The organism is Lysinibacillus sp. FSL P4-0201, from assembly GCF_038593425.1.
Lineage (GTDB): Bacteria > Bacillota > Bacilli > Bacillales_A > Planococcaceae > Lysinibacillus > Lysinibacillus capsici.
Genome location: NZ_CP151995.1, coordinates 3,676,310 through 3,702,337, shown reverse-complemented (window position 1 = coordinate 3,702,337; position 26,028 = coordinate 3,676,310). Strand labels below are relative to the sequence as shown.

Genomic DNA, 26,028 nt, shown 5'->3' with positions numbered 1-26,028 from the left:
CATGGCGAATACTCCATACAATGAGCAAAAAAATGTAGAGGAAAAGAAGTTTATTGAAATTTTAGGAGACACGGTTTCTGGTAATCAGTTAATTATTTCAATTATTTTAAGCGTTGCCGCAAGCTTTTTAGGCTATCAGTTTGGCCAGTGGTTTTTTCCGAAGTTTGCAGACCCTCAGATGATTAACTCTTATTCACTGTTAACAGGAATCACGGGAATTCTGATTGTTGTCGCTATTAATACGATTCTTTTTAAACCAAAGCGTATTTTAGTAGAAGATGAGGCATCTAGTCATTCTTTAAAGGAAGCATTTGAGGATTTACAAATTGATATAGACGAGGAAATACGCTTAATCGAGGAAGATCCGGTGACAAAAAAAGAGCTTGAGGATTTTGGTATTCTTTCTAGCTTACAAGGCTTGAAAGGAGCGGATAAAAAATGAGTATTTATTTAATAGCTCTTTTATTTGCACTTCTTGGTGCAGCTATCTTTACTATAATTGGACTTATTTCGGGTACAGATGAAACAGCAATTATGGTACCAATTACATTGTTAGTTATTTTGCTGGGAGCGCCTCCTGAAGGGGTATTCGCCTTTTTCATGGCGGGCGTGTTAGCTAAGCATTTAACACATGCTGTCCCAACTGCGTTATTAGGCATTCCAGGGGATACAACGGCTGTACCGTTGATCGATCATGCCAATACATTACGCCGTTTAGGGATGCCGCACGTTGCACTACGTAAAATGATTTCTGGCGGTGTAATCGGTGCATTTATCGCCCTACCAACCGCTGTATTGTTAGGTCAGTTTTTAGGTCAATTTGCCGACTTTTTTAAATCTTCATCAGGCATCATTTTTACACTTGCCGCTATTTTAATCGCATTCTTTTCAAAAGGAAAATGGGCAAGTATTTTAATTATTATTCCATTTGCATTTTTCATAAAAGCTTTAGATAGCGTTAGCTTCGCGATGCTGGATAAACATTTAAGTATTACATTCTTTTTAGGAATTGCCATTGGACCGATGTTTTGTAATATTTTAATGGCGGCTTCTTCTGTTGCTAAAAATGATCTAGCACGCAGTAAGCCAAATCAATATAATCTTGCTCCCGAAACGAAATCATGGAAAGGCTATTTCCCGAATCCATTTAAAATTTTATCGAAAAGGCAGACCATTTTTACGAGCATTACAACGTTTCTTTCCTCCCTTACATTTGTTTTCAGTCCTGTTGGGATGACGTCATTGATGGGAGAAATTGTAGGCTCACGTACAAAAGGTGCCTATAAAAAATCAACAACGAGTCTTACTGTCATGAATGGTGTAACGGAATCGACATATATAGCTGAAGCGATTATTCCATTAATTGCATTCGGTATTCCGTTAAGCCCAGTAGCACTTGGACCAGCATCACCTTTATTTAATGCACCACCGATTTTTACAGTAGATCCAGTTAACAACTTACACACGCTAATGTCTTCATGGGACTTTTTCATTTTTGGGTTAATCGGTATTAGTGTAGCCGCTTTAATTGCTTATCCATTTGCGATGAATTATGCACGTAAAGCATCTGTATTAGTATTAAAATATATTAGCCAGGAAGCAATCGTAGCGATGTTCATCGGATTAGCATTTTTGCTTGCCTATAACGAGGCACAATTGCTAGGAGTAGTGTTAACATTTACAGTTGCAACTGTTGGTGGTTTATTAAATCGTATTTTAGGTGTAGGGGCCGGTGTGCAATTCATGGTATTCTACGCATCAAGCTGGATTATGCTACAGCTGTTCGGCATTTAATTAAAGGAAGTGTATCTTTATGACTTTACCAAAACAAGTGGAAATAAGAGAAGTTGGTCCTCGTGACGGCTTACAAAATGAGAAAATTTTTATTCCAACTGATTTGAAAGTGCAATGGATTAATTTAATAAGTGAAACAGGTGTCCGTCATATCGAGGTATCCTCTTTTGTTAGTCCCAAGTGGATACCAGCTTTAGCCGATCATCATGAAGTGTTTGAGCAAATCGCACGTGATGAAAAAATAACGTATGCAGCGCTTGTGCCTAATTTGAAAGGGGTAGAAGGAGCCATTCAACAAAAGGTTGATGAAATTGCGTTATTTATCTCTGCCTCTGAGGAGCATAATCAAAGTAATGTAAACGCTTCAATTAACCAATCTTTACAGAACTTAAAAGCTGTAGCTGAAGCAGCAAATCGTGAAGGTATATCGTTAAGAGGCTATATTTCAACTGTATTTGGCAGTCCGTTTGGTGATGAAGTAAAGCTTCAAACAGTGAAGGATATCATTGATGCCTATCTAGCAATGGGCGTTACTGAAATTTCACTCGGTGATACAATCGGGGTAGCGGATCCTGTACAAGTAAAGGCTATTTTATCAGAGCTACTCACTCAATACGATCGTGATTTGTTTGCCCTTCATTTTCATGATACGTATGGCCGTGCTTTAGCCAATATCTTTGCTGCACTTGAGCTGGGGATTACAAAATACGACAGTGCTATTGGAGGTTTAGGGGGTTGCCCCTATGCCCCTGGTGCAAGTGGCAATGTGTCAACAAATGATTTAGTAAATTTCCTGCATCGTTTAGGTGTGCAAACGAATATTGATGAAGAAAAACTATTTACCGCCACACGATTTTTACAGCAGGCAATAAATAGACAGCTTGATAGTAAAGTGTATAAAGTGCAAAGTAATTAAGTAAAAGAGCACCTCTATAGTTAGAATTAAAATGAGAACTGCCCCACCAATTGTTAGACACACTCTACCAATTGGTGGGGCATTTTTTTACTGAGGAAAAATAGTTTTATGCCAATTAATCAGCAAATTAATCATACTACCTTTGAATTCAATAGATGACCTTACTAAACATGATCACTATACTTCAAACACTTTGCCAGCAGTTGAGTACGATTGGTTACTTGAAATTTTCTATATAGATTTTGAAGATGTTTTTTAATTGTATTTTCACTGACGAATAATTGCTGGGCGATATCTATGTTTTTCAAGCCTTTGAATACAAACTTTAAAACTTCTCGTTCTCGATCTGTCATTTCCAACACGATGGAGGGCTGTGAAAAGTGATGTAAGGAATACATGTTTTCGATATTTCTTTTCAAATACACTAACTTTAAAATATCTTTTTCATTAAATAGCTTCTCTCCGGTTTTCCTTAAAAAACCAATAACTGCTACGAGCCTATTGTCTATTCTTAAATACATGGCCATTTCATCTTCATAGCGATTTTCTTTCAAAAAAACTTCTTTATAGTGGGTTTGTTTTTGCAGGCACATAACTTCATTCCTACTCATTAGCTGAATGGAAGGCTGTGTATTTATATTTTGGGGGTGCAATGGATCAAAGTTTTTATATCTTTGTAAATAGTCATTAATCGTGTGACTCTCTATATTAAAAAGCACAGGGGCGGTTAGCTCATTATTTGCTATTTCCCAAAATAACATATGTTGATATCCGAGATGCTGACTAATTGTTTGCAATAGTTCATGTTTAAAACATTCATTGCTTTGTTTCACATTCATATTTGAAATATGATAGCTTGCTTTAAGAATGTTTTCTAAATCATTTTCTAAAAACATGAAAACACCTCATTTCTCTATTATGCATTTATATTCTACTTAAAACAGAATTATCCTTTCGGGTAGTATCTTAAATTTAGAATATTCAGTACATTATAGTTGCAAGATTACTACTATACGAGGTGATGATATGAATTTACAAGAGTATGCATCCTATGACGGTATTGGGTTGGCAGAGCTAGTAAAATCAAAGGAGGTAACACCACAGGAGTTAAAGGAGCTAGCGTTAGAAGGAATAAAAAGAGTCAATCCATCCATTAATGCAGTTGTTAGTGTGTTAGAAGAGCAGGCTGACAAAGCAATTGAGAAGGTTGATGAAAATGCGCCGTTTGCAGGTGTTCCGTTTTTAATTAAAGAGCTTGTGCTACATGCAGAGGGTGTTCCGCATAGTATGGGGAGTCGTATTGGAGAAAAGACGGTTATACCCGTCGATAGTGAATTAATGGCGCGCTTTAGAAGGGCTGGTTTGATTTTAGCAGGTACTACGACAACACCTGAGTTTGGCTATAATGCAGCGACTGAAGCAGTTATTTATGGTGCAACGCGCAATCCGTGGAATTTAACTCATAGTCCAGGCGGTTCGAGTGGAGGGTCAGCAGCCGCTGTGGCAAGTGGTATAGTGCCAATCGCTCATGCTAATGATGGCGGAGGTTCTATTCGTATCCCCGCTTCCTGTAGTGGGTTAGTGGGATTAAAGCCAACACGGGGAAGAGTTCCAGCTGGTCCATTCAATAGCGAGCCTTTAAATGGTATTGCCATTGAGTTCGCTGTGACGCGTACAATTCGTGATACAGCTGTTTTATTGGATCAAGTAGCAGGCCCGGACTTAGGGAGCTATTCCAAATTAGAAGTAACACATGCACCGTATGGACAACTTATCCAGGAAACAGTGCGCCCACTAAAAATTGCTTGGACAACTGAAACAAATTCTGGGGCATTTGTCGATCCGGAATGTATAGAAGCAGTTCATAAAACAGTTCAAGTTTTAAAGGAGCTAGGACACGAGGTAGTAGAAGCGCGTCCGAAATATGAACAAGCATCATTTACAAAAGCGACGGTTGCTATTTGGACAGCGAATATTTATCACATGATTCAGGGGGCTGCAGCGGGAACTGGTAAAGCAGTTTCTCCAGACTATATTGAAGCGGCCATTTGGAAATGCTATGAATACGGTGGTCAATTAAAGGCGGCTGATTTATTGGAAGCTATTCATACAAATGCAGTCGTTTCACGTCAAGTTGCAGGCTTCTTTGAAGACTATGATATTTTATTGAGTCCAACTATTGGCACACTTCCTGCTAAAATTGGTGAATTAAATGCCAACAATCCTAACATTTCGGCTGTTGAATGGACAGAGCAAATTTTCACGTATGCACCGTTTACAAATTTATTCAATGCTACAGGTCAGCCCTCCATATCATTGCCTTTAGCCGAAAGTAAATCAGGTCTACCAATTGGTCTACAAATGACAGGTAAATTTGCAGATGAATTGACGTTATTACAGCTAGGTAGACAGCTAGAGGAAGCCATGCCTTGGAAAGACCGACAACCAGCAGTACATGTCAGTGAACAGCCTCAGCCAGCAGTATAATATAGCATGAACGCACTTAGTAGAGACTAGGTGCGTTTTTTTGCGGTCGTAATTTTCAAGCTTCCTTAAAAGCAGGTTTTATCCTGACCTCGAACTCATATACATAAGATAAAAGCTAATAGGAGTAGTGATTATTGGACAAACAACAACATAAGTACAGATGGATTGTGTTTGTTGCTGTATTGTTTACCTATTTGTTAATGGCAAGTCAGCGAACTGCTCCAGGGTTAATTACAGATCAATTGATGGAGGATTTTGGGGTAACGGCTTCGACAATTGGCTTATTGACGAGTATTCAATTTTTTGTGTACACGAGTTTGCAAATTCCGATGGGGATTTTAGCTGACCGATTTGGGCCAAACCTTTTCCTCATCATTGGTGCCATCCTTACAGGTATAGGAACCATTCTTTACAGTCTAGGTACACATGAATTCATTCTATTCTTTTCTAGAATGCTTACTGGTGTAGGAGATGCGACCATATGGGTGAATATGGTACTTATTTTGGCACAATGGTTTCATAAAAAGGAGTTTGTCCGATTAATTGGCTTTGCAGGTATGATAGGGAGCTTAGGCTTCTTATTGGCAACAGTGCCTTTTGCTACATTGATTCTTTTATTAGGTTGGCGAATCACCTTTTTCTCTACAGGACTTTTACTATGCTTATGTGGTGTACTTCTTTATTTTGTGCTCGTACAAAACACAAAACGCATCTTTTCAAAGGAACCAGCCTTCATAACTGAAGAAATACAACGTGAAAAAAGCTCCAGATTATTACGAAGAATATTTTCAAGCAGGCAAGCATGGGCTTTATTTTTTTGTCATTTTGGCGTTGTTGGCGGGTATGTTGGCTTTATTAGCTCGTGGGCAGTACCATATGGGATCAATATGTATGAGATGTCACGGTCAGAGGCTAGTCAGCTAATTATGATTGGTCTAGTCGGAGCACTAATAGGAGCACCTTTAATGAGCTGGATTGCTGGCTGTTTAGGTACAATTAAGAGACCCTATATTGTTGTGCATATTGCGGTTTTAGCGAGTTGGTTTGCCTTTCTTTTATTGAAAGGGCATCCGTCCATTTTCATGCTCATTGTCCTGTTCTTTATCATCGGCTTTGGCTATGGTGCAAGTGCTTTAACCTTTGCGGCAGTTCGTCAAACTTTCCCTTTAAATGAATCAGGCATTGTTTCTGGGTTTGCCAATACAGGGGGCTTTCTAAGTGCCGCATTGCTACCCATTATTTTTGGGTATATTTTAGATTACTTTCAAGCTGCCACAGGCAATGTAAGTGATGGGTACTACTATGGCTTCATTTCGCCTGTTATATTCTCCTTCATTGGTTTGATGGGAGTCCTGTTATTAAAGGAAAAACGTGTGAGAGTGGCTCTAGCATATCCAGATGAATCAAATAAATCCTATTAAAATAGGGATATTGGACGGGAGTAAAACTTTTGTTGAATATCGATTTTCTATTGCTTTTTCCTCTTTAATCACGCTAATATCTGTTAAATTTATGAAACAATATTACTTTTATGATAGATTTTACCTGGTTAGACATCTCCATAAATGCTACACTGATTAGGAATCTTAAAATTCAGAATAAAAAGGGAGAAAACTAGGAAATGAATCAATTGAAACAAGTTATAACAATACTAAGTATGGCTGTATTGATTCTGGCAACAGGAATTGTCTTTACACAAACGCCTGTCAATGCACAAGAGGAAGAGAAAGATATTCATATTACACTCCTGGCTACGTCAGATATTCATGGCCGCTCTATGCCTTGGGATTACGCAGTGGATGGACCAAATCTCACAGGAAGTTTAACGCAATTATATACAATTATTAAAGATATCCGTAAAGATCATCCGAATACCATCCTATTGGAAAATGGAGATTTAATACAGGATAATTCTGCAGAATTGTTTAATGACCAGCCGCAGTCACCAATGATGGTGGCTGTTAATGAAATGGGCTATGAAGCTTGGACATATGGTAATCACGAGTTTAATTTTGGTTTGGATGTATTAGATAAAGTTTCCAGTCAATTTAATGGAGCAAGACTTGCTGGGAACGTTTATAAAGAAAATGGCGAACGCTATTTACCTGCATATACAATTATTGAGCGTGAAGGGGTTAAAATCGGGGTTATTGGCATGGTAACACCTTTGATTACAGAGTATGAGAAGGGGACAAATCATCTTGATGGTTTAGTTGTCAAAAACCCGATAGAAGAGACTAAAAAGGCAGTTAAGGAATTAGAGGGTAAAGTAGATGTCATGATTGGCCTTATGCATATGGGATTGGAAAATGAAAATGGTGTTCCAGGAACGGGTGTGAAGGAAATGGCTAATGCCGTACCAGAACTAGCTGCTATTTTTGCAGGACACAATCATGTACTGATAAATAAAGAAGAAGTGAACGGTGTTTTTATAACAGAGCCTAATAAATATGGAACACATATTTCACGAATTGATTTAACATTTACTCGCCAAGGCGAGAAATTGTTGCTTAAAGAAAAAGATGCTTCAACTATTCCTGTAAAGAATGAAGACGGGACCTTTGTTGAATCGGATAAAGACCTAGAAAAAACGTTGAAGCCATACCATGAGTATGCACGTGAAGATGCTAATATCGAAGTAGCACAGCTTAAAGGAACAAATCTTGTTCCCAAAAATGAAATTAAGGGTATACCAGCTGTACACATCCAAGAAACACCTTTATCAGATTTTTTCCATGAGGTCATGCTACATTATAGTAAGGCAGATGTGGTAGCACATCAGATTGATAATGACAAAGCTTCATTGGATGTAGGTCCTATTAAGAAAAAGGATATCGCCTATAATTATCAATTTGCTGGTGGAGAAGTATCAGTTTATGAAGTAACGGGCAAAGATTTAAAAGATTATATGGAATGGGCAGTTGGCTATTTTAATAGCACACGAGATGGAGATGTGACGATTAGTTTTGATAAAACGCGTCGTTCCTCTAAATATAGTACGAATGATTATTTCGGAAATGTAAAATATGACATCGATTTAACTGAGCAGCCAGGTAACAGAATAAAAAATCTACGCAAATTAGATGGTACCCCGATTAAGCTAGAAGACAACTTAAAGCTTGGTATGAACTCTTATCGGATGGATTTTCTTGTATCAAAAGGTCAGGCACTTGAAGGGCGTAAGTTTAATATGATTTGGTCTTCTAAAGAAGAAAGTGCCTATGGAGAAACAGGCGGTACAATCCGTAATCTAGCCATTCGATATCTAAAAGAAGAGATGAACGGTGTGTATGAGCCAGTGATCCAGCATAACTGGAAAATCGTTGGTGTCGATATGAAATCGCCTGCACGTGCTGCTGTTGTTGAATTAATCAATAAAGATATTTTAGCCATTCCTACAACGGAAGATGGTAAATATACAAATATAGCATCTATTAATGTCAAAGCTTTGATTACAGAAGAAGAAATAAAAATGCTAGCAACAAAAGCAAAAGTAGATGCTAGCCAATTTACTGGGGTAAAAACGTCAGGTGAATTTTATCAAAAGCTGGTAAAAGCATTGAATAAACCTAAAGATGAGCCAGTAGAAAAACCGGTGAATCCAAGTAAGACAACACCAGACAAATCGAAGCCAACTATTACTCAGTCAGAATCACTTAAAGGGATTGTTACGGCTTACCACTTAAATGTTCGTTCAAAGCCATCGAACTCAGGAAAAGTATATGGGACAATTTCAAAGAATACCGAAATTACAATTTTAGAGGAAATACAAGGCTGGTATAAGATATCTTATAATAATAAATCGGGGTATGTTTATAGCAAATATGTAACGATTAAAAAATAAGAGCTAGCATAAAGCTGAAGGAAACTAGATTTGCATCTATTCCTTCAGCCTCTTTACATACGGCGATTTTTAGTCAATTAACACGTTGGGCTTTGTCATTGTAGTAGAGCGTTATTAAACTTGTGAATGTAGGTTATTAAAAGTCAAAAAACCTTATCCCATATATACACTAGCACAAGTATCTGGAGCAGGTTCATAAAAGCAATGATTCTTAAATTGTCCTGTAAACGGCTGACCATACCATGTTGGGGGACATGGTGCATATGGATTGAAGTACCAGAGTGCGTATTTTGCTGGATGTTCTCGCCAGAAATCTAAGTTTTGTTTCGCTAATCTTTTTTCCGTTTCTCTTGCTCGTTGGTAAAACATATTGCCTTTTTGAACAGCTTCGAAAGAATAGTTTCCGCCTTGTACCTGGTAAATAACCTGCTCAATCGTTCTTACATCATTGAAGTCTAAACAGGACGCCACTGCACGATTCACAATGACATTGCCCACGTAAAGCATACCTTGTTGACCTTCACCCTCTGCTTCTGCTCTCATCATCCTTGCCATTAAAGCAACGTCTGCATCACGGTATTTTACTCTTGGCATTTTTCCACCTCCACCTTATAGTATGAAAAAGAACAAGGCTAGTTTCACTTTATCTTGAAATTCGTTGTTTTTGTATATCACTCCATAAAAAACACCATCTTTACTGTTCAACAGCAAGATGGTGTATTTTCATTAAAAATTATTTTTGAAGTATGGCGTTTTTTTCAGTACAACACATACTGGGATGGCGATAACTAAGCCTACGATGTTTTGAATGACGTCCCCAGGAATGGATGCCAGCGGGGCAATCCAGCTGTTGAACATAATGGCTTGCCCAACATAGTAAACAGCGATCATCACGGGCATTGATACTACTGCTCCTAAAATATTCAGCCCAAGATTATCACCTTTATGTCCTTTTGACCAAGCAATTTTACCGACAATAAAGCCTTGTAATGCGCGTGAAATAATGGTTGTGGGTGCCCAAATTAACCAGCCACCTACGATATCGAATAAACCCATTCCAATAGCTCCAGCAAGTGCTCCTTTTTTAGGCCCGAATAAAATAGCGGAGATAAACAGCATAGATGTTCCTAAGTGGATAAGGCCCCCTTGCCCAATCGGTAGCTTAAGATTGATAAACATTGTAGCAACGAAAACAAGTGCTGCTAAAATGGCTGTAATGACTAAATCAAATGTTTTTGTACGTGATTTTGTATAGGATGTTGGCCTTTGTATATTTTGCATTTGTCTCTTCCTCACTATGATAAATATTTTGATGATTTTTACTTTAACAAAGGACTGACTATTGTAAAAGTGTCAATTTCATAAAAAAGTTAAGGGTCAGTTTGAGGTTATTTTCGCATCTTTCTAATTGTGATACGATGGGGAGAGTAAAAGCAGGATGAGTTAGGTGGAATGTATGATGAAAAAAGTTGCTGTAATTCAAGATATGTCGTCCTTTGGAAAGTGCTCATTGACGGCTGCGATGCCTGTACTCTCTGTGATGGGTGTGCAAGCAGTCCCACTACCAACAGCTATTTTAACGGCACAAACAGGATATTCAAGCTTTTATTGTGAAGATTTAACGTCAAAGATGGACTCTTTTATAGACGAGTGGAGTAAGCTTGGAGCTACCTTTGATGGTATTCATACAGGCTTTGTTACAGGTAAGGAGCAAATCGATAATATATTTCGCTTTTTAGACGTGTTTCACTCAAATAAGACGACGTTGCTTGTCGATCCAGTAATGGGCGATCATGGTGAGGTCTATAAGATGTTTACTGGTGAATTGCTTGATCGTATGAAAGCGTTAGTAAAGTGTGCTGATATTATTACGCCAAATGTTACGGAATGTTGCTTGCTTACAGGTTTATCCTATGAAAGGCTATTGAGCTATCAAAATGATACAGATTATATTCATGCCCTTAAGGAAGCAGGTCAGCAGTTACAGCAAGAAACTGGAGCAAACGTCATTATTACTGGTTTGAATCCCCCAGCAGGTGATACGGCCAAGCGTTATGTTGGGAATATGTTTGTCGATTCTGAGCGGTCTTTTCATAGTATCCGCAACTATAATGGTGAGAGCTATTCAGGCACAGGCGACCTCTTCGCATCCATCATGATGGGCGGCATGATGCGTGGACAAGATTTAATGGAGTCAATGAAACTAGCAGAAACATTTTTAGCCGCTGCAATTGAAGCTACTTCGAAGGAGCAAGTACCTCGTGAGGCTGGCGTGCATTTTGAAAAGTTTTTACGTATGCTGCTGTAAACGTTAATAAGCCCATAATAAGTAATAGTGATAAAAAATTCGTAAATGTCAGATTCATATTGACCTTTACGGATTTTTTTGTTGAAGGAAAATTAAATAGTCTAGGATGATTTTATTAGATAAATAGGGTGATTTTATAAAAAAACTAGTAAAATTAGAGTGATTTTATGGTATTATTATGGGAATAAATTCCTTGAAAGAAGGCACCTCAGCAATATAAGTTTGCCAAAAATATGAAGTTTAGAGGAGGATTCCCCAAAAATGAGTCAATGCAATATCAATACCATCCTGTACGGTCCACCAGGAACAGGAAAAACTTATAATACGGTGAACTACGCGGTTAGTATTATTGAGAATAAAGAATTTATGGCGATTTGCGCAGAAGCGTATCAAGATGTTTTTGAACGTTATCTTACGTATAAAAAGCAAGGTCAGATTCGATTCGTTACTTTTCATCAATCATATGGATATGAAGAGTTTATCGAGGGAATTAAGCCTGTTTTAAACGATGAAGCAGAAGAGAGCATTCAATATAAAATTGAATCAGGCGTGTTTAAAGAATTTTGTGAGCAAGCGCAGCAATTAAAATTAACTGCTCATGATCAGGTGATGGAAGGAAATAAAAAAGTTTGGAAGATTTCTTTAGGAGGCAGTGGCAAGAATTGGCTGAAAGAAGAATGCTTTAAGGACAATCAAATTCGTATAGGCTGGGATGAGGAAGGTACTGATTTTATTGAGGATGGGGAATATCCTTCAGATACCTTGTACTATTTCTATGAGGGAATGAGTGTTGGCGATATCGTCTTTTCTTTAGGAGATCAAAAGCATATTGATGCAATTGGTATTATCACAGGAGAGCCTGAATGGTTAGAGGCAGAGGAAGATTTTAAAAGAAGTCGTGAAGTAGAGTGGATTGCCACGGATATCTATGAAAATATTTATGAGCTAAATGGCAAAACGAACTTAGTGCAGCAAACCATTTATGAGCTTTGGCGACTATCAATCAATGATGTGAATAATTTAATTTTAAAATACTCGCAAAATAATCAAATCGATGTGGAAGAAAACAGTAATAATTATGTCTTTATTATCGATGAAATTAATCGAGGCAATATATCGAAGATTTTTGGTGAACTTATTACATTAATTGAACCGACAAAAAGAATTGGAGCACTAGAAGAAATGCATGTGAAGCTTCCATATTCTAAAAAGGATTTTGGTGTCCCTCAAAATGTCTATTTGCTGGGAACGATGAATACAGCAGATCGTTCGATTGCACTGATGGATACAGCACTGAGAAGACGCTTTGACTTTATTGAAATGCTGCCAAATTTGAATGCAGTAGCTGATATAAAAGTTGGGCATATCCATATTCAACGTCTAATGGAAGTTATGAACGCTCGTATTGAAGCACTGTATGATCGTGAACATACTATTGGTCATGCCTATTTTATGAGCTTAAAAGAAGACAGTTCATTAGAAAATCTAGCTAATATTTTTAAGAATGCGATTATTCCACTTCTCCAAGAATATTTTTATGAAGATTATAGTAAGATTCAGTTAGTGTTAGGAGATCATTTAAAACCCCAGCAATATCGATTTATTTTGGATGAGAAATTAAGTATAAAAGGATTATTTGGTCGAGCCATTGATATAGACCTCCCAGAAACGAAATTCCATCTTCAAGCAAGTGCATTCGAGGAACCTTTAAGCTATATCGGCATATATGGAAGGGTCGAGAATGAAGAAGTTAATTGAAATAAAGGAATACGATATCCTGACATGCAATCAAGCTTTTAAAGATGAGTATGTATACTTAGACAATGATTCTTTCGAGCAGCTTGAAAATATGATTTTGAACTGTAATGATATGGAAGATGTGGATGCATACGATTTTTTCTCTGTTTCCACAAAGCGGCATGTTGGAAAGGTCATTCGTGCAAAAAATTATGTTGGTATTGTGCAATTGAAAAATGGTACACAAATTCAAATTTTGCCAAAAATATATGGAAAAACAGCCATTGACCCTAAAAAAACATTTTTGAAAATGCTTAAGTCGTTACAAGAATTTCCTAGCAAAACCTTTAATGAGACTAGTCTTCGTACAGATCATATGTCGTTATTGGAAATGTTCATTCGATTGTACATTGAAGAAGTACAAAAATTGATTAAAAAAGGACTTAAATCATCGTATTATGCGATGGAGGATAACTTAAATGTATACAAAGGAAAAATGGTATTCTCACAGCAATTAAAATATAACCTAGTTCATCGACAACGTTTCTATACACGCTATGATGAGTTTGGAATGAATCGAGCGGAAAATCGGTTAATCAAGGCTACATTGCTTTATTTGTTGAAACAATCTACTAGCAATGACAATATAAATGAAATTCGTAAGCAACTCATACACTTTGAACCCATTGAGCAATCCAAAAACTACAATAAGGATTTTTCCCAGGTAAAGATTGATCGTAACTTAAAAGATTATGAAACGATTATGCAATGGTCTAAAATTTTTTTAAATAATGAAAGCTTTACAACTTTTTCAGGACATTCATTTGCTAAAGCCTTATTATTTCCAATGGAAAAAGTTTTTGAGTCTTATATTGGCTTTCATCTGAAAAAGCTACTAAGTGATACAGCGTGGCAGGTACAATTACAGGATAAAGGCTATCATTTATTTCAAGGGAAATTTGCATTACGACCAGATATTGTATTAACAAATGGCACTGGCAAAATTATTTTAGATACAAAATGGAAAATGCTAAGTAACACGCCACACAATAACTATGGCATTTCACAGGCCGATATGTATCAAATGTATGCGTATGCTAAAAAATATCATGCTAAAGAAATATGGCTCCTTTATCCATTGAATACGGAAGTTGAACAAATGAAAGAAATTTATTTTAACACAAATGAAGGGGATCAAAGTGCCGAGGTGAGGGTGTTCTTCGTCGACTGTCACCATGTAGAGGACAGTTTGGAGAAACTAGTAAAAAAATTTACTCTAGCAACGCAATAGTAAACATATGAGTAGACATGCTATCAGGGGGGAATCTATGGGAGTTATAGTTGAAAATAAACGTCATCTATATGCAATAGGGGTAATAAGTTTACTAGTGTCAGCCATTTTAACGTCTATTAGCCAAGTGTATTACTCGAACCGTGTACAAGCAGTGCATCCATTTCTCTTCACCGGTATTAGTTTTTTTCTTACGACTGTCTTCTTTCAATTAATCACAAGTAAGCAAAAGATAGAGCCCTGCTGGAAAGAGGCACGATCATCTTTATGGAAGTTAAACGGTGCTTCCATATTAGCCTTTATGGGGTTTTACTTTGCATTAAAATATATTGAACCAGCGATAGTGAGCTCTCTTGAAATGGGACTAGGTCCATTGTTTGCATTGCTACTTGCGATACAGCAGAAAAAACGAGTGATAAATGCACAGTGGGGTATTGCAATTGGCATATTTGCAGCTAGTTTATTACTGATTGGTGCTATTTTTACAGGGAAATCGGCTGTACAAACATGGGATCAATCAAGTATTTTAGGAGTCGGGGCAAGCATATTGTGTGGACTTGGTGCAGTATTATGTACAGTCTATTCTAAGCAGCTCAGTCAATTAGGATGGACAAGCTCGATGATTTTATCAAAAAGATTTTATGGTATCATTTTGCTTTCATTTATCGCTACATATGATGTCATGTTTACTTATTTGCTTGAAAACATTGGTTGGATTTTATTGATGACAGTCATCGGTGTGTTGATACCAATGTATTTATTACAGAAGGGTATTCAATATTGTGAAGTATTTTTAGTCATGATGTCATTGTGTTTTATTCCTGTATTCACCTTCTTTTTTCAGCTATTCGATACACGGTTACAATGGTCAAATATTACGTTAATGGGTGTGTTGTTACTGTTATTGTTTGGAATTTTAAGTGTAGTTCTAGAACAAAGAGCTCGTAGCGTTTCCTAATAAAATTTTTCCATGACAAAGTTGCTACACTGAAAAATCCAGAGCCAGTTATGATGGGCATAAAATCAAATTGGCTCTATTTGATTTCTTTAATTGTACCTTTCAAATTCTTTCCTCCTAAAAGCCCTTCCATCCTATTAAAGTGATGTCTCTCATGAATAGACAGCAACTGAATAGCTTGAATGAGATTAGGATAATGCGCAATGGGATCAGGAAAAACAATATGCCCTGCAACATCCTCGTCTATATTTTGTACTAACTTTTGCAAAGCAAGTGTCTCGTTGATAAGTAATTGCTCGATATCATAACTGTTTAATACAAAGCGTATTTTCTTAGGTGGAATCAAAATACTGGGTGCTCGCATTCCATGTCCTTTTTTGGATTGATATTCTTCATAAATATCATGTATTTCAGTAGAGAATGGCTTGTTTCTTCGCATTTTAGCGATAGGCGTAAGGAATAAAGAATATTTGGTTGCTGTGTGGAGCATTTTGAGAATCAAATAAAGGTGATAAAAGTGTTCACCAATGGACCATTTTCCCTCGCGTGTTACACGCCATAGTTCTTCCTGTGAAAGTGAATGAATAGCTGGTAGATAGTGTGCTCGTTGTGCATGTAATGTAAGAAAGTGTTTTGACATATTAGTAGATTCCATAGATTTTCAGCTCCCTTATTTCCATTTTAAGGATTACTGTTGGAAAAGTACATCAAATGCCAATCGTTATGGCCGATAAATAGGAAAAGTATGATAGGAGGAAAAGGCATGGAAATTAGACAATTAACAGCTGCAGATGCTGAAGTATATAGAGATTTAAGATTAGAGGGATTGCAAACAAATCCAGAAGCTTTTGGCGCTAGCTTCGAGGAAGAAAAGGATTTGTCAATTGGGTCGTTTGCAAGTAGGCTCGAAGGACAGGGAACATTTACGTTTGGGGCATTTGACCAGGAGGATTTACTCGGTGTGGCGACATTGGTGCAAGCAAATAAAATGAAGCTAAAGCATAAAGCGAGTATTTTTGCCGTTTATGTTTCTACAAAAAAGCGGGGATTGGGCATAGGAAAACAACTAATGGTAGAGATCATCAATCAAGCAAAGACACTAGTAGACGTCGAGCAAATTAATTTAACAGTTGTTTCTTCCAATGAATCAGCAAAAGGATTATACAAATCGTTAGGTTTTCACGTTTTTGGAACAGAACGAAACGCCTTAAAAATAGGGCAGCAATATTTTGATGAGGATTATATGGTGCTGTATTTCTAAAAATGCTAAAAAGCCTTTGAAGTATTCCATCTTCAAAGGCTTCAATTTATTAGGATGAGTAACAATGGAACAATGGAATTAAAGCAAGGAATAAAAGAATCCCCGTAATAAAAAGAATAAGTAAAGAGCTAACAATGCCCACTTTTTTTATAAGTAACCATAGACTTAGCAAGATAGTAAGGACTGATAATGGGAGTGCCAGCCAAAATCCAAGATTCCCCAAGTATTCAATCATAATGGGGAATGAATGGTGAAAGTAATTGTAGGGAATATCTAGCATGAGAAAAATGGTCAATATAAGCTCCATAAAATCCCCCCATCTACATATTTGTTCTTACATATATGGTATGCAGAAGCATCTTTAAGTCACACGGCAGCACCCTTTTTAAAGGATGCTGCCGTATATTTTTTTATAGGCTTATTAATTTTCCTTTTTATCTAACAATTTCAAGATGATTGCTTCCAAATTTTCTATTTTCTTCTCAAAGCGCATAAAGAGATAGATGGTAATGGCAATAGGGAAACCTGAATTACCTATGAGGTGAACCCACATTTGTATAGTTTCAATTGGTATCATAACATCTTCCTCCCTCATTATTGTGATGCTTACAGTTATGAAAAGTGAACGTACGATTAATAAAATCAATACGAATGAATAAATCAGGGAACATTTGTTCTGTTTTTGGTTTATAATAGATATATGATATTCACTTTAATGAACAAGAAGGCGAATATATAGGAGTGATGCGAATGTGTAATGAGTACAAAATAATAGAAGAGTTTTTTTACAGAAATAGAGAACAGGTTAAAAACCCAATTATCAGGAGTTTTTTGGCAGATGCACAAAATCTTTATTTGGTACAACATGCAATCTTACATCCCAATGATTGTAATTTGAAAATGGTTGATGAAACATTTCAAGCTCATTATCAAAGGGTACAGAAAATAAAATATATCAGCAATTTAATTTATTTCTTTAGCTTGGATTTCGATAAAAAAAAGAGAAGATTGCAAAATCGCTTTTTATTAGTCGCAGATAGTGGTCTAATGGACGACGGTATAAGTTACGAAGAGAGAGAAGAAGAAGGATTATTAGAAAAAATTGAAAATGAACAGCTCTTTAAAGGCTTGCAAAAATTAACAGACAAGCAACTGCAAATTTTAGAAATGATTTATGTCAAAGACTATTCTATAAAAGTAATCGCTGAAACATTAAAAACAACACCACAGAATATATCCAACCTGCATCGAAAGGCTTTAAAGAAGCTTCATCATATTATTAGAAAGGAGGAGATTTAGTCAATGCAGAACAATATGAATGAGGAGATGCTAATAATTATTGAAAATTTTACGCCAAAAATTAAGCAGTGTCTTCATCAAACAAGTTACCAGGATAGAGAAGACTTAGAGCAGGAGATTAAGCTGAAAATTATTGAAAAGCTGACAACGAAGGAATTTGAAAACACACCTAGTTTTTGGAATTTTTTTGTATGATAAAAAAAGAGCAATGCCCTTTTAAGAAGGACAATTGCTCTTTTTAATCATTAACCCTTTAAGAAATCTGGTTTTGCAAAGCTTGGATTTGGATATGTGTAGAAGCCTTCACCTGTTGCGCGGCCCAATTTGCCTTTTTCGATGTACTCTGTTTTTAAGAGGTTAGCTAATTTTTTCATGTTTTCATCACCAGTGGCAGTTGCTTTCGCTTCCACAATGTTATAGGCAGTGTTAATGCCAACGATGTCTAGAATAGCAAATGGTCCTAGTGGAGCGCCTGTACCAATCATCCATGTTTTATCAATTGTTTCTGGATCGGCCACTTCTTTTACCAGTAAAGATTCAGCTGCATCTAAAAATGGAACTAGTAATGAGTTTAAAATATAGCCAGGTTGCTCTTTATGCAATGGTAGTGGTACCATGCCAATGGCGCGTGCAAATTCAATCACTTCATCAAATACTTTCATATCTGTACCAGGGTGTTTCATAATTTCCGCAGTATTGTTTTTCCAAATTGTATTAGCAAAGTGAAGAGCTAAAAATTTATCAGGACGGCCAGTTGCTTCAGCAAATTGGCTTGGTAGTAAAGTAGACGAGTTTGTTGCAAAAATTGTTTTTGCTGGTGCTACTTTTCCAAGATTCGTGTAAAATTCTGTTTTGATGCTCACAACTTCAGGGATTGCTTCTATAACAAGATCAGCATTGGCAACGGCTTGCGCCAAGTCACTATTAAAAGTAAGACGTGCATAGGCTGCATCCACTTCTTCTTGTGTAGCACCTAAATCTTGTTGATAAAATGGTTTTAATTTTGTAATACGATCCTGTGCATTTTTTAACGCCTCATCGTTAATGTCATACACTGTTACATTAAAACCTTTGAAAGCAGATTGATAAGCAATTTGGCTTCCTAATACACCACTACCTGCAACCGTAATGTTTTGATAATTCATCGAAATTCCTCCTTTGAAATTGTTACATCAATATAATAGTGTGGATATGTAGATCAATCCTTCGTTACAATTCCATACTACTTCTACCGTTGAATAAAAATCAAATGAAAGCCTCTAACATTATATAAATATAAAGTATATTGAAAGAAGTTTCTTTCCAAGTATGTACCCGCTGTTAAAGAAATATAACAAAGAACAGCCTTTAAGCTGCCCTCATTTGAGAGATATATCTAATTACATATGTAATTGTTGTAGATAGCATTGTAATTTGTCTTTTTGTTAAACTAGTTTCAAACTCAAAAGTAAAATAGGAAAATTATAATGTGTTAAAAATGGGTCTTTTATATAATTATTGTTTAATTCCCATATTTTTATAGATTTATAAACTGTTGTTTTAGTACACTGAATCTATGAATTGAAGGGGGAAAAACAGTGAAGAAAATAATGTTAGCTGGTGCACTGAGTATTGCATGTTTTACAGGGGTTGGTGGACAGGCGTATGCACAGGATGTAGTAAATGTGGCAAATATAATCCATCCAAAGCAGAATGTTGCAGCCACTAGTCAGTTACAAGCCATGCCCTATCAAGATATTTATAAAATGCTTTTGTTATCTAAAATAGGCTTTGAAAATAACGAAGTGTCGATTGTTACAACAAAAAATAGTATTACAGTAAAAATTTCATTAGAGGCGATTCTTCAATCGTACAAAGATGGTACAAACCTCTATCCAGAGGGAGAAAAAGAGTTTAAGGAAAACTATGAAGAACTGAAGAAGTTATTTGGGCCTGCGATTCAAATAAAAATTACACAAACTAGTAATGGCTATAAGAGTGAGGTATATACAGCTGGCAAATGGGAAGCAGTTAGTGCAGAAGATTTAAATGATATGGTACAGGTATTTGCTCGTGCCGACGTTGAGTTAAAAGCAGGTGGATATTTCAAGGATGCTATTGGTCATTGGGCTGAAAGCTATATTCAGTTACTATATCAAACAGATATCATTAATGGGACAACGGCTACTACGTTTAATCCAAATGGACAAGTGACGCGTGGAGAACTGGCGGCTATTATTTTCCGTGCATCTGGCTTAAATGTGAATGAAGATTATGAGGGTCCTGCTTCTTATACTGATCTTAGTGGTTTCTGGGGTGCTAAGGAGGTAGCGATTCTTGAGGAGTATGGCTTAATCGATATTTTCAATGGTGAAAAATTTGAGCCGAAAAAGCCCGTTACACGAGAGGAAATGGCCTATATTACTGCTAGGTATTTAGAAGGTATGGAAGTGAATGTTGCGCAAGTGAGCAAAAACAATTCATTCACAGATAAAAATCAAATGCGTCAAGAAACAGTAGAGGCTATCGGTCTATTGCAACATCTAGGTATTTTAAATGGTACGAATGGTAAGTTTAACCCAAAAGGTAATCTTACTCGGGCAGAGGTTTCTAAAATTTTAACGCTTACTTTAATGCTAGTTAGTGAAGAAAAATAAAAGAGGAAAGGGATGTTTCATGCGCGGAGACATCCCTTTGTTATTCAACAAGTATATGGAAAATATAGCTTAGGAAATAACCTAGAAAGAGATACATAAAAAATGCTTTAAATGAGACTTTCTGTAGCTGATGCAAAATGAATTCAGAAATACTAGCTGTAGCAATCAATCCTATCGAAATGCCCATTAAGATCCCTTGTGCTTTGTCTGGTAAAGCCCAATACTGACCAAACCAGATGAAAATACTAAAGAAAATAGAGAAGATGAAGAAATAAATGAAAAGTCTCCAAAGCCTTTCACCTTGAGAGATGAGTGCAGTAGATAATGCAAATCCCTCTGGAACATGGTGGAGAATAATGGAGGCTGTGAGAGAAATACTTAATGCAGCATTTCCAAGTAAATTTCCAACAGTGAGACTAATAGGTATTGTATGGATAATCATAGCTAGTGTTAATAGAGAGACAGAGGGATTCTGTGCATGAGAAGCATGAAATAAGGTATCTAGTAGTTGGAAGATGAAATAACCAATAAAAATACCTAATATAATCCCAAATGATTGATAGATTTGAAAGGAAGAAGGGATGATATCTAGCACAAGTAAGCCTACTAAAAAACCTCCGCACAATAATGATAACCCCTGTGTCGTATGCTGAAATAGCTTAGAGAAAATCCAGGCAATCGCGCCCCCAATGCTCACACTGAAAAATAGAAAACCGCCAAGTATCATTGCACTCACCTGTAAAATTCCTCCGCCCTATCATCAACTTAATGCCTTTTTCAAACTATATGCTAAGTAGAAATGAATATGCTTGACATTGAATTGCCTGCATAAAAACGATAATGACAAAGATGTACATACTGCAGGTTAGTGAAGGAAAGAATAGAGTCGAAAATATATGCTTGTTGTGATGATACTATGCAAAGGGAGTGTTGTCGTGAAGGCTGTAACCTATCATGGAAATAAAGATATTAGAGGGTCCAACTGTTAAAAGAAGGACGATATTATTGTGAAAATCACTTCTACTGCTATTCGTGGAACTGATTTGCATATTTCCAAGGCGCTATTTCTTCACATAAGAATTATGTAATAGGTAAGAGCATGTGACAAAAGTGAAAAAGGGTGACTGTGTCCTCTTGCCTTTTAATGTATCGTACCATTACATATCAATTGCCATTAGAAGAAGCAAGTAGCCTATGAAATATTTTGTGGACGGGAAGATAACTGTATAAAGGTGATTCTAAACCCTAAATCGAGTGAGTATGCTCCTTTTTTGTGGAAATATAGGGAATGGTTTAAATTGACTGAATATTGGTTTAATTCTATACTTTTTAATAGAAAGGACAGATTCATCGATTTAGCTCATATAGGGAGGAATGGTTGAATGAAATGGGATGCTAGTTATGATGTAGTAGTAGTAGGCTCTGGTGTAGCGGGATTGACAGCAGGTTTAACAGCAAAGTTACAAGGAATGAAATCATTAGTGATCGAAAAAACAGATCGCTATGGTGGTGCTTCTGCTATTTCAGGCGGTGCTTTATGGATTCCTAATAATCATATCATTAAAGGTGCAGGTGTCCCAGATACACATGAACTTGCACGCCAATATCTAGATTCAACAATCGGTGATCGTGTGCCAGAAGAGCTAAAGGAAACTTATATTACGAGAGGGCCTGAAATGTTACGCTTTTTATACAATAAAACAAAGCATATGCGCTTCCAATATGCAAAAGGCTACTCGGATTATTATCCAGAAAAACCAGGTGGGTTGTCACAGGGACGCTCCATTGAACCACTTATTTTCGATTTAACAAAAATGGGCTCTTTAGCAAATTCTATGCGTCGTGCAACTCTATCAACAAAAGGCTTCACGATGAATAGCTACGAGTTTCATAAAGTGAATATGATTACCCGGACGCTAAAAGGTAAAACTACTGCACTGAAATTAGGGGCGCGTTTAGTCAAGTCAAAGGTAACTAAGAGCGATCCAGTAGCCTTAGGAGAAGCTTTAATTGCACGTTTACGCCTCTCCCTTGCAGAAGCAAATGGTGAGCTTTGGCTATCAACGGCCTTTAAAGATTTCATTATGGGCAAAGGAAGAGTAATAGGAATTATTGTGGAAAGAGATGGACAAGAGCTTAAAATTGAGGCAAAGAAAGGTGTTGTTCTGTCATCAGGTGGCTTCTCACATAATCAGACACTTCGTGAAAAGTATTTACCAAGTCCTACGAATGCTGCATGGACTTCTTCTCCAGAAGGTCAAACAGGTGACATCCTTGAACCTGGCGTAAAAATTGGTGCAACGTTGGATTTAATGGATAAAGTATGGGGAGCCCCTTCTGTTATTGATCCACAAGGACATCCATTCTTCCTTGTGGCAGATCGTGGCGTGCCCAATATGATTGTAGTGGATAGTGCAGGGCAACGTTTTGTCAATGAAGCGGCTCCATATCATGAATTCGTGGATACGATGTATAAGCATCAAGAGGTCACACAGCAGGCAGTTCCTTCCTGGATATTAATTGATGCTTCAGCTAAAAGCCGTTATATTTTTACAGGATTGTTCCCAGGACAGGCATTCCCGAAAAGTTGGTTTGAGCATGGAGTTGCAAAAAGTGCGGAAACGATTGAAGAGCTTGCCAAACAAATGGAAGTGCCAGCGGAGAACCTAGTAGCAACGGTGAATCGTTTTAATGACTTTGCGCGGAACGGACATGATGATGATTTTTATCGAGGAGATAGTGCCTACGATAATTACTATGGGGACCCGACACTACCAAATCCAAATTTAGCAGAAATCAAGAAAGCACCATTCTATGCATTGCGTCTATATCCTGGAGACATCGGCACAAAAGGTGGCCTCGTAGTAGACGAATATGCTCGTGTAATAAAGGAGAATGGCGAACCCATTGAGGGGTTGTATGCTTCTGGCAATTGTTCAGCGTCTATCATGGGGGAAACGTATCCTGGCCCAGGCGCAACCATTGGGCCTGGTATGACACTAAGCTTTGTGGCGACAGCACATATGGCCAATGCAGTGACAAAAGATGAGGTATCACTTGTAAACGTGTAAATGAAACGAAGCCCTTCCTTTCTAATAAGGAGGGGTTTTTACGTTGGTGTAATGTTCTAATACTTTCTTGCTAGGAATATAGTGGCTACTAAATGTATGGCGATAATCATGTGAAAAGGAGCGATTTAGTTCATTGCTAGCTTATAAACTCATAACGACTATCGAAGAGTTAGAGCCCTATCGGAGCATTTGGTCAGAGATTCTTGAAAAAGAGTATAATAATAACCCTTTTATTGAGTATGAATGGATTTCAACTTGGTGGACAACGCTCGGGATTCATGACAATGTCAAAATTTACATAGTGGAGCATCAAGGTATAGCAGTGGCCTTTTTTCCGTTAGTGCATTCTGTACGATTTGGTACAATCCATTATTTCAGCTTTTTAGGACAAGGTTTTGCGACCTATATGGAAGTGATTGCTGATAAGGAGTGGTTAGAACCTTCGATTACGTTTCTTTTGAAGGAGTTTTCACGAAAATATAAGCGTTATTTAATCGTGTTACATGGATTATTAGAAAGTAAAAATACCTCTCAAGTATTAGAAAAATATGCGATTGAATATCAGATGCCTCATTCGATTTTTCGAACTGTCACATCTTATATTGATTTCCAAACCATTCCTATGGAAACATTTCTAAAGATGCATCGTAAGAAATTCAAAAGCCTTAAACGGCGTGAAAACAAATTAAAGTCTCTTGGTCATGTCGCCTTTCAGGAAGTGAATCACAATCATCTACAAAACATGTTTACGTTATTCAAGAGAAGATGGCAAAAGAAAATTGATAAAAGTGGCTTTACTGAAAAGCAAACTCGTCTATTTTATGAGCAGCTAGCTAAAACCAACAGTAAGGAGCTTCGCGTAGAAGTCGATAGCTTACAATTTGAAGGGCAGTGGATTGCTTTTACAATTGACCTATGCTGTAGAGAGCGCAATTTTTGTCAGGCAATGGGCCATGAGCCAGATTTTAATCTATTTGGTCCAGGTCGCCTCATTGAAAAAGAAAATATGCTAAAAGCACATCAAGCTGGCTATCGTTATTATGACTTAGGAAGTGGCTATGAGCCATATAAGTTTGAATGGTATACACATATTGATTTTACTAGGAAATTTGTGATGAGTACAAAAGGAGTTAAAGAGCGTAGTATTCGATTATGGATGGTCATACGTGATCGCCTAAAAGGGCTATTAACGAATAATCATCAGCTAGTAAAATTGAAGCGAGACCGATTAGGAGAACTGCGTTATTTTCTGAAGCATGCAAGCACGAAAGATTGGCTAAGAGCTTTTACAAAAATGTTCCAACGAATGCTAGCCATTCATATTTTAGATGTTTATATTGCAAAGCAACAACAGAGTAACGGAAATGTGAGATTTCAAGAATTATCAATGAAAGACATCATGACAACGAAGGATCGAGAGAAAAATGTTACAGATTTCTATAAGGGCTATCGACTCTTTGCAGATAGCGATCATGTCATCTATAAGCGACACGATCAAACGGTAGCCGAAGAAACATTTAACTATTCCTATGAGCTGTCAGACAATATGTCGTTTATAAAAGAATATGATAGCTTGCGACTAGAGGAGATCGTTGCAGATGTGCAGCGGGAAGGGAGAGCAGTCTGCACAATAGTCCCTTGGTATAAGAGAACCAGACGAAGAAAGCTCATGCAGGCAGGCTTCCATAAAGTAGCTAAAATTAATATAATAAAGATTTTCAAGTGGCAAAAAATATACGATATGTAAATAACAACACCCTCAGCATATTTGCTGAGGGTGTTTCATTAAAAATGAATACCAGGTTTATCAATTAGCTTACAGCCTGTACCATACTTGGCTTTTAAGGCACCTTTGAAAAGAGTGTGCTCCAGCTCTGGGAATGTCTGTTTCCAAAGTTCAAAGACATTATGGCTAGATGCTTTGCCGTCCTTTGTTAATCGCGCAATATGGAAGCCATATTCATCATTACAGCGAGCCAATGGGCGGTTTTCTCTTACTGTAATAATTCGACCACTTGCCGTCATTTCATATAAGCCTTCATAGCCAGCAATCGCACGGCTTTCTTCTTGTCCTTCAACTAAAGGCTTTTCTTCATGTGGTGCTACTTTTTCCTCTGTCGTTGCTTCTTGTTCAGAAGATTGAGTTTCTTTAGCGCTGTTTCCTGCTGGTAGTTGTTCAACAATCACAAAATCTTTTTTTGAAGCTTTATCGCTCATTGTCGCCATCACGTTCATGATAGAGCCTACATAGCGTAATGGTTTTTCTCTTCCTTCTTCGAAAACAAAAATATTATACTCGGTTTTATTAATCTTTTTCATAATAATATTACCCGTTGTAATAGTAAAACCGATGAATTTGTTCTTTTTAAGTGCTTGTATTGCTTCTTGCTTTGTTAAAATCATTTTGAAAATCTCCTAAAGAATTA

The 26,028-nt window shown here is 37.0% G+C and carries 24 protein-coding genes; 16 read left to right on the top strand and 8 right to left on the bottom strand.

The window, feature by feature from the left end; all coding sequences use genetic code 11:
• Nucleotide 1 precedes the first annotated feature (1 nt).
• From MKY76_RS18600 to MKY76_RS18590, 3 genes are read left to right on the top strand one after another with little or no spacing between them, the layout of a single operon-like run.
• The gene (locus MKY76_RS18600) at nucleotides 2–442 is read left to right on the top strand and encodes a hypothetical protein (protein WP_131521180.1); all 441 of its coding nucleotides are present in this window, start codon (nucleotides 2–4) and stop codon (nucleotides 440–442) included.
• A complete protein-coding gene (locus MKY76_RS18595; protein ID WP_016995237.1) occupies nucleotides 439–1,794 on the top strand; it encodes a tripartite tricarboxylate transporter permease in 1,356 nt (451 codons plus the stop codon). Before MKY76_RS18600 ends, MKY76_RS18595 begins: the two co-directional genes overlap by 4 nt.
• 19 nt (nucleotides 1,795–1,813) lie before the next feature.
• The gene (locus tag MKY76_RS18590) at nucleotides 1,814–2,710 is read left to right on the top strand and encodes a hydroxymethylglutaryl-CoA lyase (protein WP_342556943.1); all 897 of its coding nucleotides are present in this window, start codon (nucleotides 1,814–1,816) and stop codon (nucleotides 2,708–2,710) included.
• Between the two features lie 164 nt (nucleotides 2,711–2,874).
• Here the strand turns inward: MKY76_RS18590 and MKY76_RS18585 are convergent, their stop codons facing one another.
• Complete coding sequence (locus MKY76_RS18585) at nucleotides 2,875–3,606, bottom strand: helix-turn-helix transcriptional regulator (RefSeq protein ID WP_333880544.1); 732 nt, start codon at nucleotides 3,604–3,606, stop codon at nucleotides 2,875–2,877.
• Nucleotides 3,607–3,736: 130 nt separating this feature from the next.
• On the opposite strand from MKY76_RS18585, the gene MKY76_RS18580 reads away from it, so the two are divergent.
• The 3 genes from MKY76_RS18580 (at nucleotide 3,737) to MKY76_RS18570 (ending at nucleotide 9,041) form a co-directional block, all read left to right on the top strand.
• Nucleotides 3,737–5,197, top strand: a complete 1,461-nt coding sequence (locus MKY76_RS18580; protein ID WP_342556942.1) for an amidase — start codon at nucleotides 3,737–3,739, stop codon at nucleotides 5,195–5,197.
• A gap of 134 nt (nucleotides 5,198–5,331) precedes the next feature.
• Entirely contained in the window at nucleotides 5,332–6,618 is a 1,287-nt protein-coding gene (locus tag MKY76_RS18575) for an MFS transporter (RefSeq protein WP_342556941.1), read from the top strand.
• A gap of 200 nt (nucleotides 6,619–6,818) precedes the next feature.
• Nucleotides 6,819–9,041, top strand: a complete 2,223-nt coding sequence (locus tag MKY76_RS18570) for a 5'-nucleotidase C-terminal domain-containing protein (RefSeq protein ID WP_269897724.1) — start codon at nucleotides 6,819–6,821, stop codon at nucleotides 9,039–9,041.
• A gap of 153 nt (nucleotides 9,042–9,194) precedes the next feature.
• Here the strand turns inward: MKY76_RS18570 and MKY76_RS18565 are convergent, their stop codons facing one another.
• Together MKY76_RS18565 and MKY76_RS18560 are read right to left on the bottom strand one after the other, a co-directional pair.
• The gene (locus tag MKY76_RS18565) at nucleotides 9,195–9,635 is read right to left on the bottom strand and encodes a cell wall hydrolase (RefSeq protein ID WP_004228176.1); all 441 of its coding nucleotides are present in this window, start codon (nucleotides 9,633–9,635) and stop codon (nucleotides 9,195–9,197) included.
• 132 nt (nucleotides 9,636–9,767) lie between these two features.
• Nucleotides 9,768–10,322, bottom strand: a complete 555-nt coding sequence (locus tag MKY76_RS18560; protein ID WP_004228177.1) for an ECF transporter S component — start codon at nucleotides 10,320–10,322, stop codon at nucleotides 9,768–9,770.
• Between the two features lie 178 nt (nucleotides 10,323–10,500).
• On the opposite strand from MKY76_RS18560, the gene MKY76_RS18555 reads away from it, so the two are divergent.
• The 4 genes from MKY76_RS18555 (at nucleotide 10,501) to MKY76_RS18540 (ending at nucleotide 15,335) form a co-directional block, all read left to right on the top strand.
• Nucleotides 10,501–11,349 carry a pyridoxamine kinase gene (locus tag MKY76_RS18555; RefSeq protein WP_342557920.1) on the top strand — a complete coding sequence of 283 codons (849 nt, stop codon included), beginning with the start codon at nucleotides 10,501–10,503 and terminating at the stop codon, nucleotides 11,347–11,349.
• 261 nt (nucleotides 11,350–11,610) lie between these two features.
• The gene (locus MKY76_RS18550) at nucleotides 11,611–13,107 is read left to right on the top strand and encodes an AAA family ATPase (protein WP_342556940.1); all 1,497 of its coding nucleotides are present in this window, start codon (nucleotides 11,611–11,613) and stop codon (nucleotides 13,105–13,107) included.
• Nucleotides 13,091–14,377 (top strand): McrC family protein, encoded by a 1,287-nt coding sequence (locus tag MKY76_RS18545; protein WP_342556939.1) that lies wholly within the window; start codon nucleotides 13,091–13,093, stop codon nucleotides 14,375–14,377. Before MKY76_RS18550 ends, MKY76_RS18545 begins: the two co-directional genes overlap by 17 nt.
• A gap of 37 nt (nucleotides 14,378–14,414) precedes the next feature.
• Nucleotides 14,415–15,335: a DMT family transporter gene (locus MKY76_RS18540; RefSeq protein WP_342556938.1), complete on the top strand. Its 921-nt coding sequence runs from the start codon at nucleotides 14,415–14,417 to the stop codon at nucleotides 15,333–15,335.
• A gap of 76 nt (nucleotides 15,336–15,411) precedes the next feature.
• Here the strand turns inward: MKY76_RS18540 and MKY76_RS18535 are convergent, their stop codons facing one another.
• On the bottom strand, nucleotides 15,412–15,990 hold the full coding sequence (locus MKY76_RS18535; RefSeq protein WP_279495974.1) for a DinB family protein: 579 nt from the start codon (nucleotides 15,988–15,990) through the stop codon (nucleotides 15,412–15,414).
• Nucleotides 15,991–16,098: 108 nt separating this feature from the next.
• On the opposite strand from MKY76_RS18535, the gene MKY76_RS18530 reads away from it, so the two are divergent.
• On the top strand, nucleotides 16,099–16,596 hold the full coding sequence (locus MKY76_RS18530) for a GNAT family N-acetyltransferase (RefSeq protein ID WP_279495972.1): 498 nt from the start codon (nucleotides 16,099–16,101) through the stop codon (nucleotides 16,594–16,596).
• A gap of 421 nt (nucleotides 16,597–17,017) precedes the next feature.
• Here the strand turns inward: MKY76_RS18530 and MKY76_RS18525 are convergent, their stop codons facing one another.
• Nucleotides 17,018–17,173: a YvrJ family protein gene (locus MKY76_RS18525; RefSeq protein WP_281217219.1), complete on the bottom strand. Its 156-nt coding sequence runs from the start codon at nucleotides 17,171–17,173 to the stop codon at nucleotides 17,018–17,020.
• A 173-nt stretch (nucleotides 17,174–17,346) separates the two neighbouring features.
• Between MKY76_RS18525 and MKY76_RS18520 the strand changes: the two genes are divergently transcribed.
• On the top strand, nucleotides 17,347–17,895 hold the full coding sequence (locus tag MKY76_RS18520; RefSeq protein WP_281217218.1) for a sigma-70 family RNA polymerase sigma factor: 549 nt from the start codon (nucleotides 17,347–17,349) through the stop codon (nucleotides 17,893–17,895).
• A gap of 3 nt (nucleotides 17,896–17,898) precedes the next feature.
• Nucleotides 17,899–18,090: a hypothetical protein gene (locus MKY76_RS18515; protein WP_004228187.1), complete on the top strand. Its 192-nt coding sequence runs from the start codon at nucleotides 17,899–17,901 to the stop codon at nucleotides 18,088–18,090.
• Between the two features lie 50 nt (nucleotides 18,091–18,140).
• On the opposite strand, the gene MKY76_RS18510 is transcribed toward MKY76_RS18515, so the two are convergent.
• Complete coding sequence (locus MKY76_RS18510) at nucleotides 18,141–19,040, bottom strand: 3-hydroxyacyl-CoA dehydrogenase (protein WP_054549488.1); 900 nt, start codon at nucleotides 19,038–19,040, stop codon at nucleotides 18,141–18,143.
• A gap of 432 nt (nucleotides 19,041–19,472) precedes the next feature.
• On the opposite strand from MKY76_RS18510, the gene MKY76_RS18505 reads away from it, so the two are divergent.
• Nucleotides 19,473–20,531: an S-layer homology domain-containing protein gene (locus MKY76_RS18505; protein ID WP_066037160.1), complete on the top strand. Its 1,059-nt coding sequence runs from the start codon at nucleotides 19,473–19,475 to the stop codon at nucleotides 20,529–20,531.
• 40 nt (nucleotides 20,532–20,571) lie between these two features.
• Here MKY76_RS18505 and MKY76_RS18500 read toward each other — a convergent pair whose 3' ends face one another.
• A complete protein-coding gene (locus MKY76_RS18500; protein WP_231595704.1) occupies nucleotides 20,572–21,258 on the bottom strand; it encodes a zinc transporter family protein in 687 nt (228 codons plus the stop codon).
• A 655-nt stretch (nucleotides 21,259–21,913) separates the two neighbouring features.
• Here MKY76_RS18500 and MKY76_RS18495 point away from each other — a divergent pair.
• Together MKY76_RS18495 and MKY76_RS18490 are read left to right on the top strand one after the other, a co-directional pair.
• Nucleotides 21,914–23,602 carry an FAD-dependent oxidoreductase gene (locus tag MKY76_RS18495; RefSeq protein WP_342556937.1) on the top strand — a complete coding sequence of 563 codons (1,689 nt, stop codon included), beginning with the start codon at nucleotides 21,914–21,916 and terminating at the stop codon, nucleotides 23,600–23,602.
• A gap of 133 nt (nucleotides 23,603–23,735) precedes the next feature.
• Complete coding sequence (locus MKY76_RS18490) at nucleotides 23,736–25,349, top strand: GNAT family N-acetyltransferase (protein ID WP_342556936.1); 1,614 nt, start codon at nucleotides 23,736–23,738, stop codon at nucleotides 25,347–25,349.
• Between the two features lie 38 nt (nucleotides 25,350–25,387).
• Here the strand turns inward: MKY76_RS18490 and MKY76_RS18485 are convergent, their stop codons facing one another.
• Nucleotides 25,388–26,005, bottom strand: a complete 618-nt coding sequence (locus tag MKY76_RS18485) for a 3-ketosteroid-delta-1-dehydrogenase (protein WP_259949670.1) — start codon at nucleotides 26,003–26,005, stop codon at nucleotides 25,388–25,390.
• Nucleotides 26,006–26,028 lie beyond the last annotated feature (23 nt).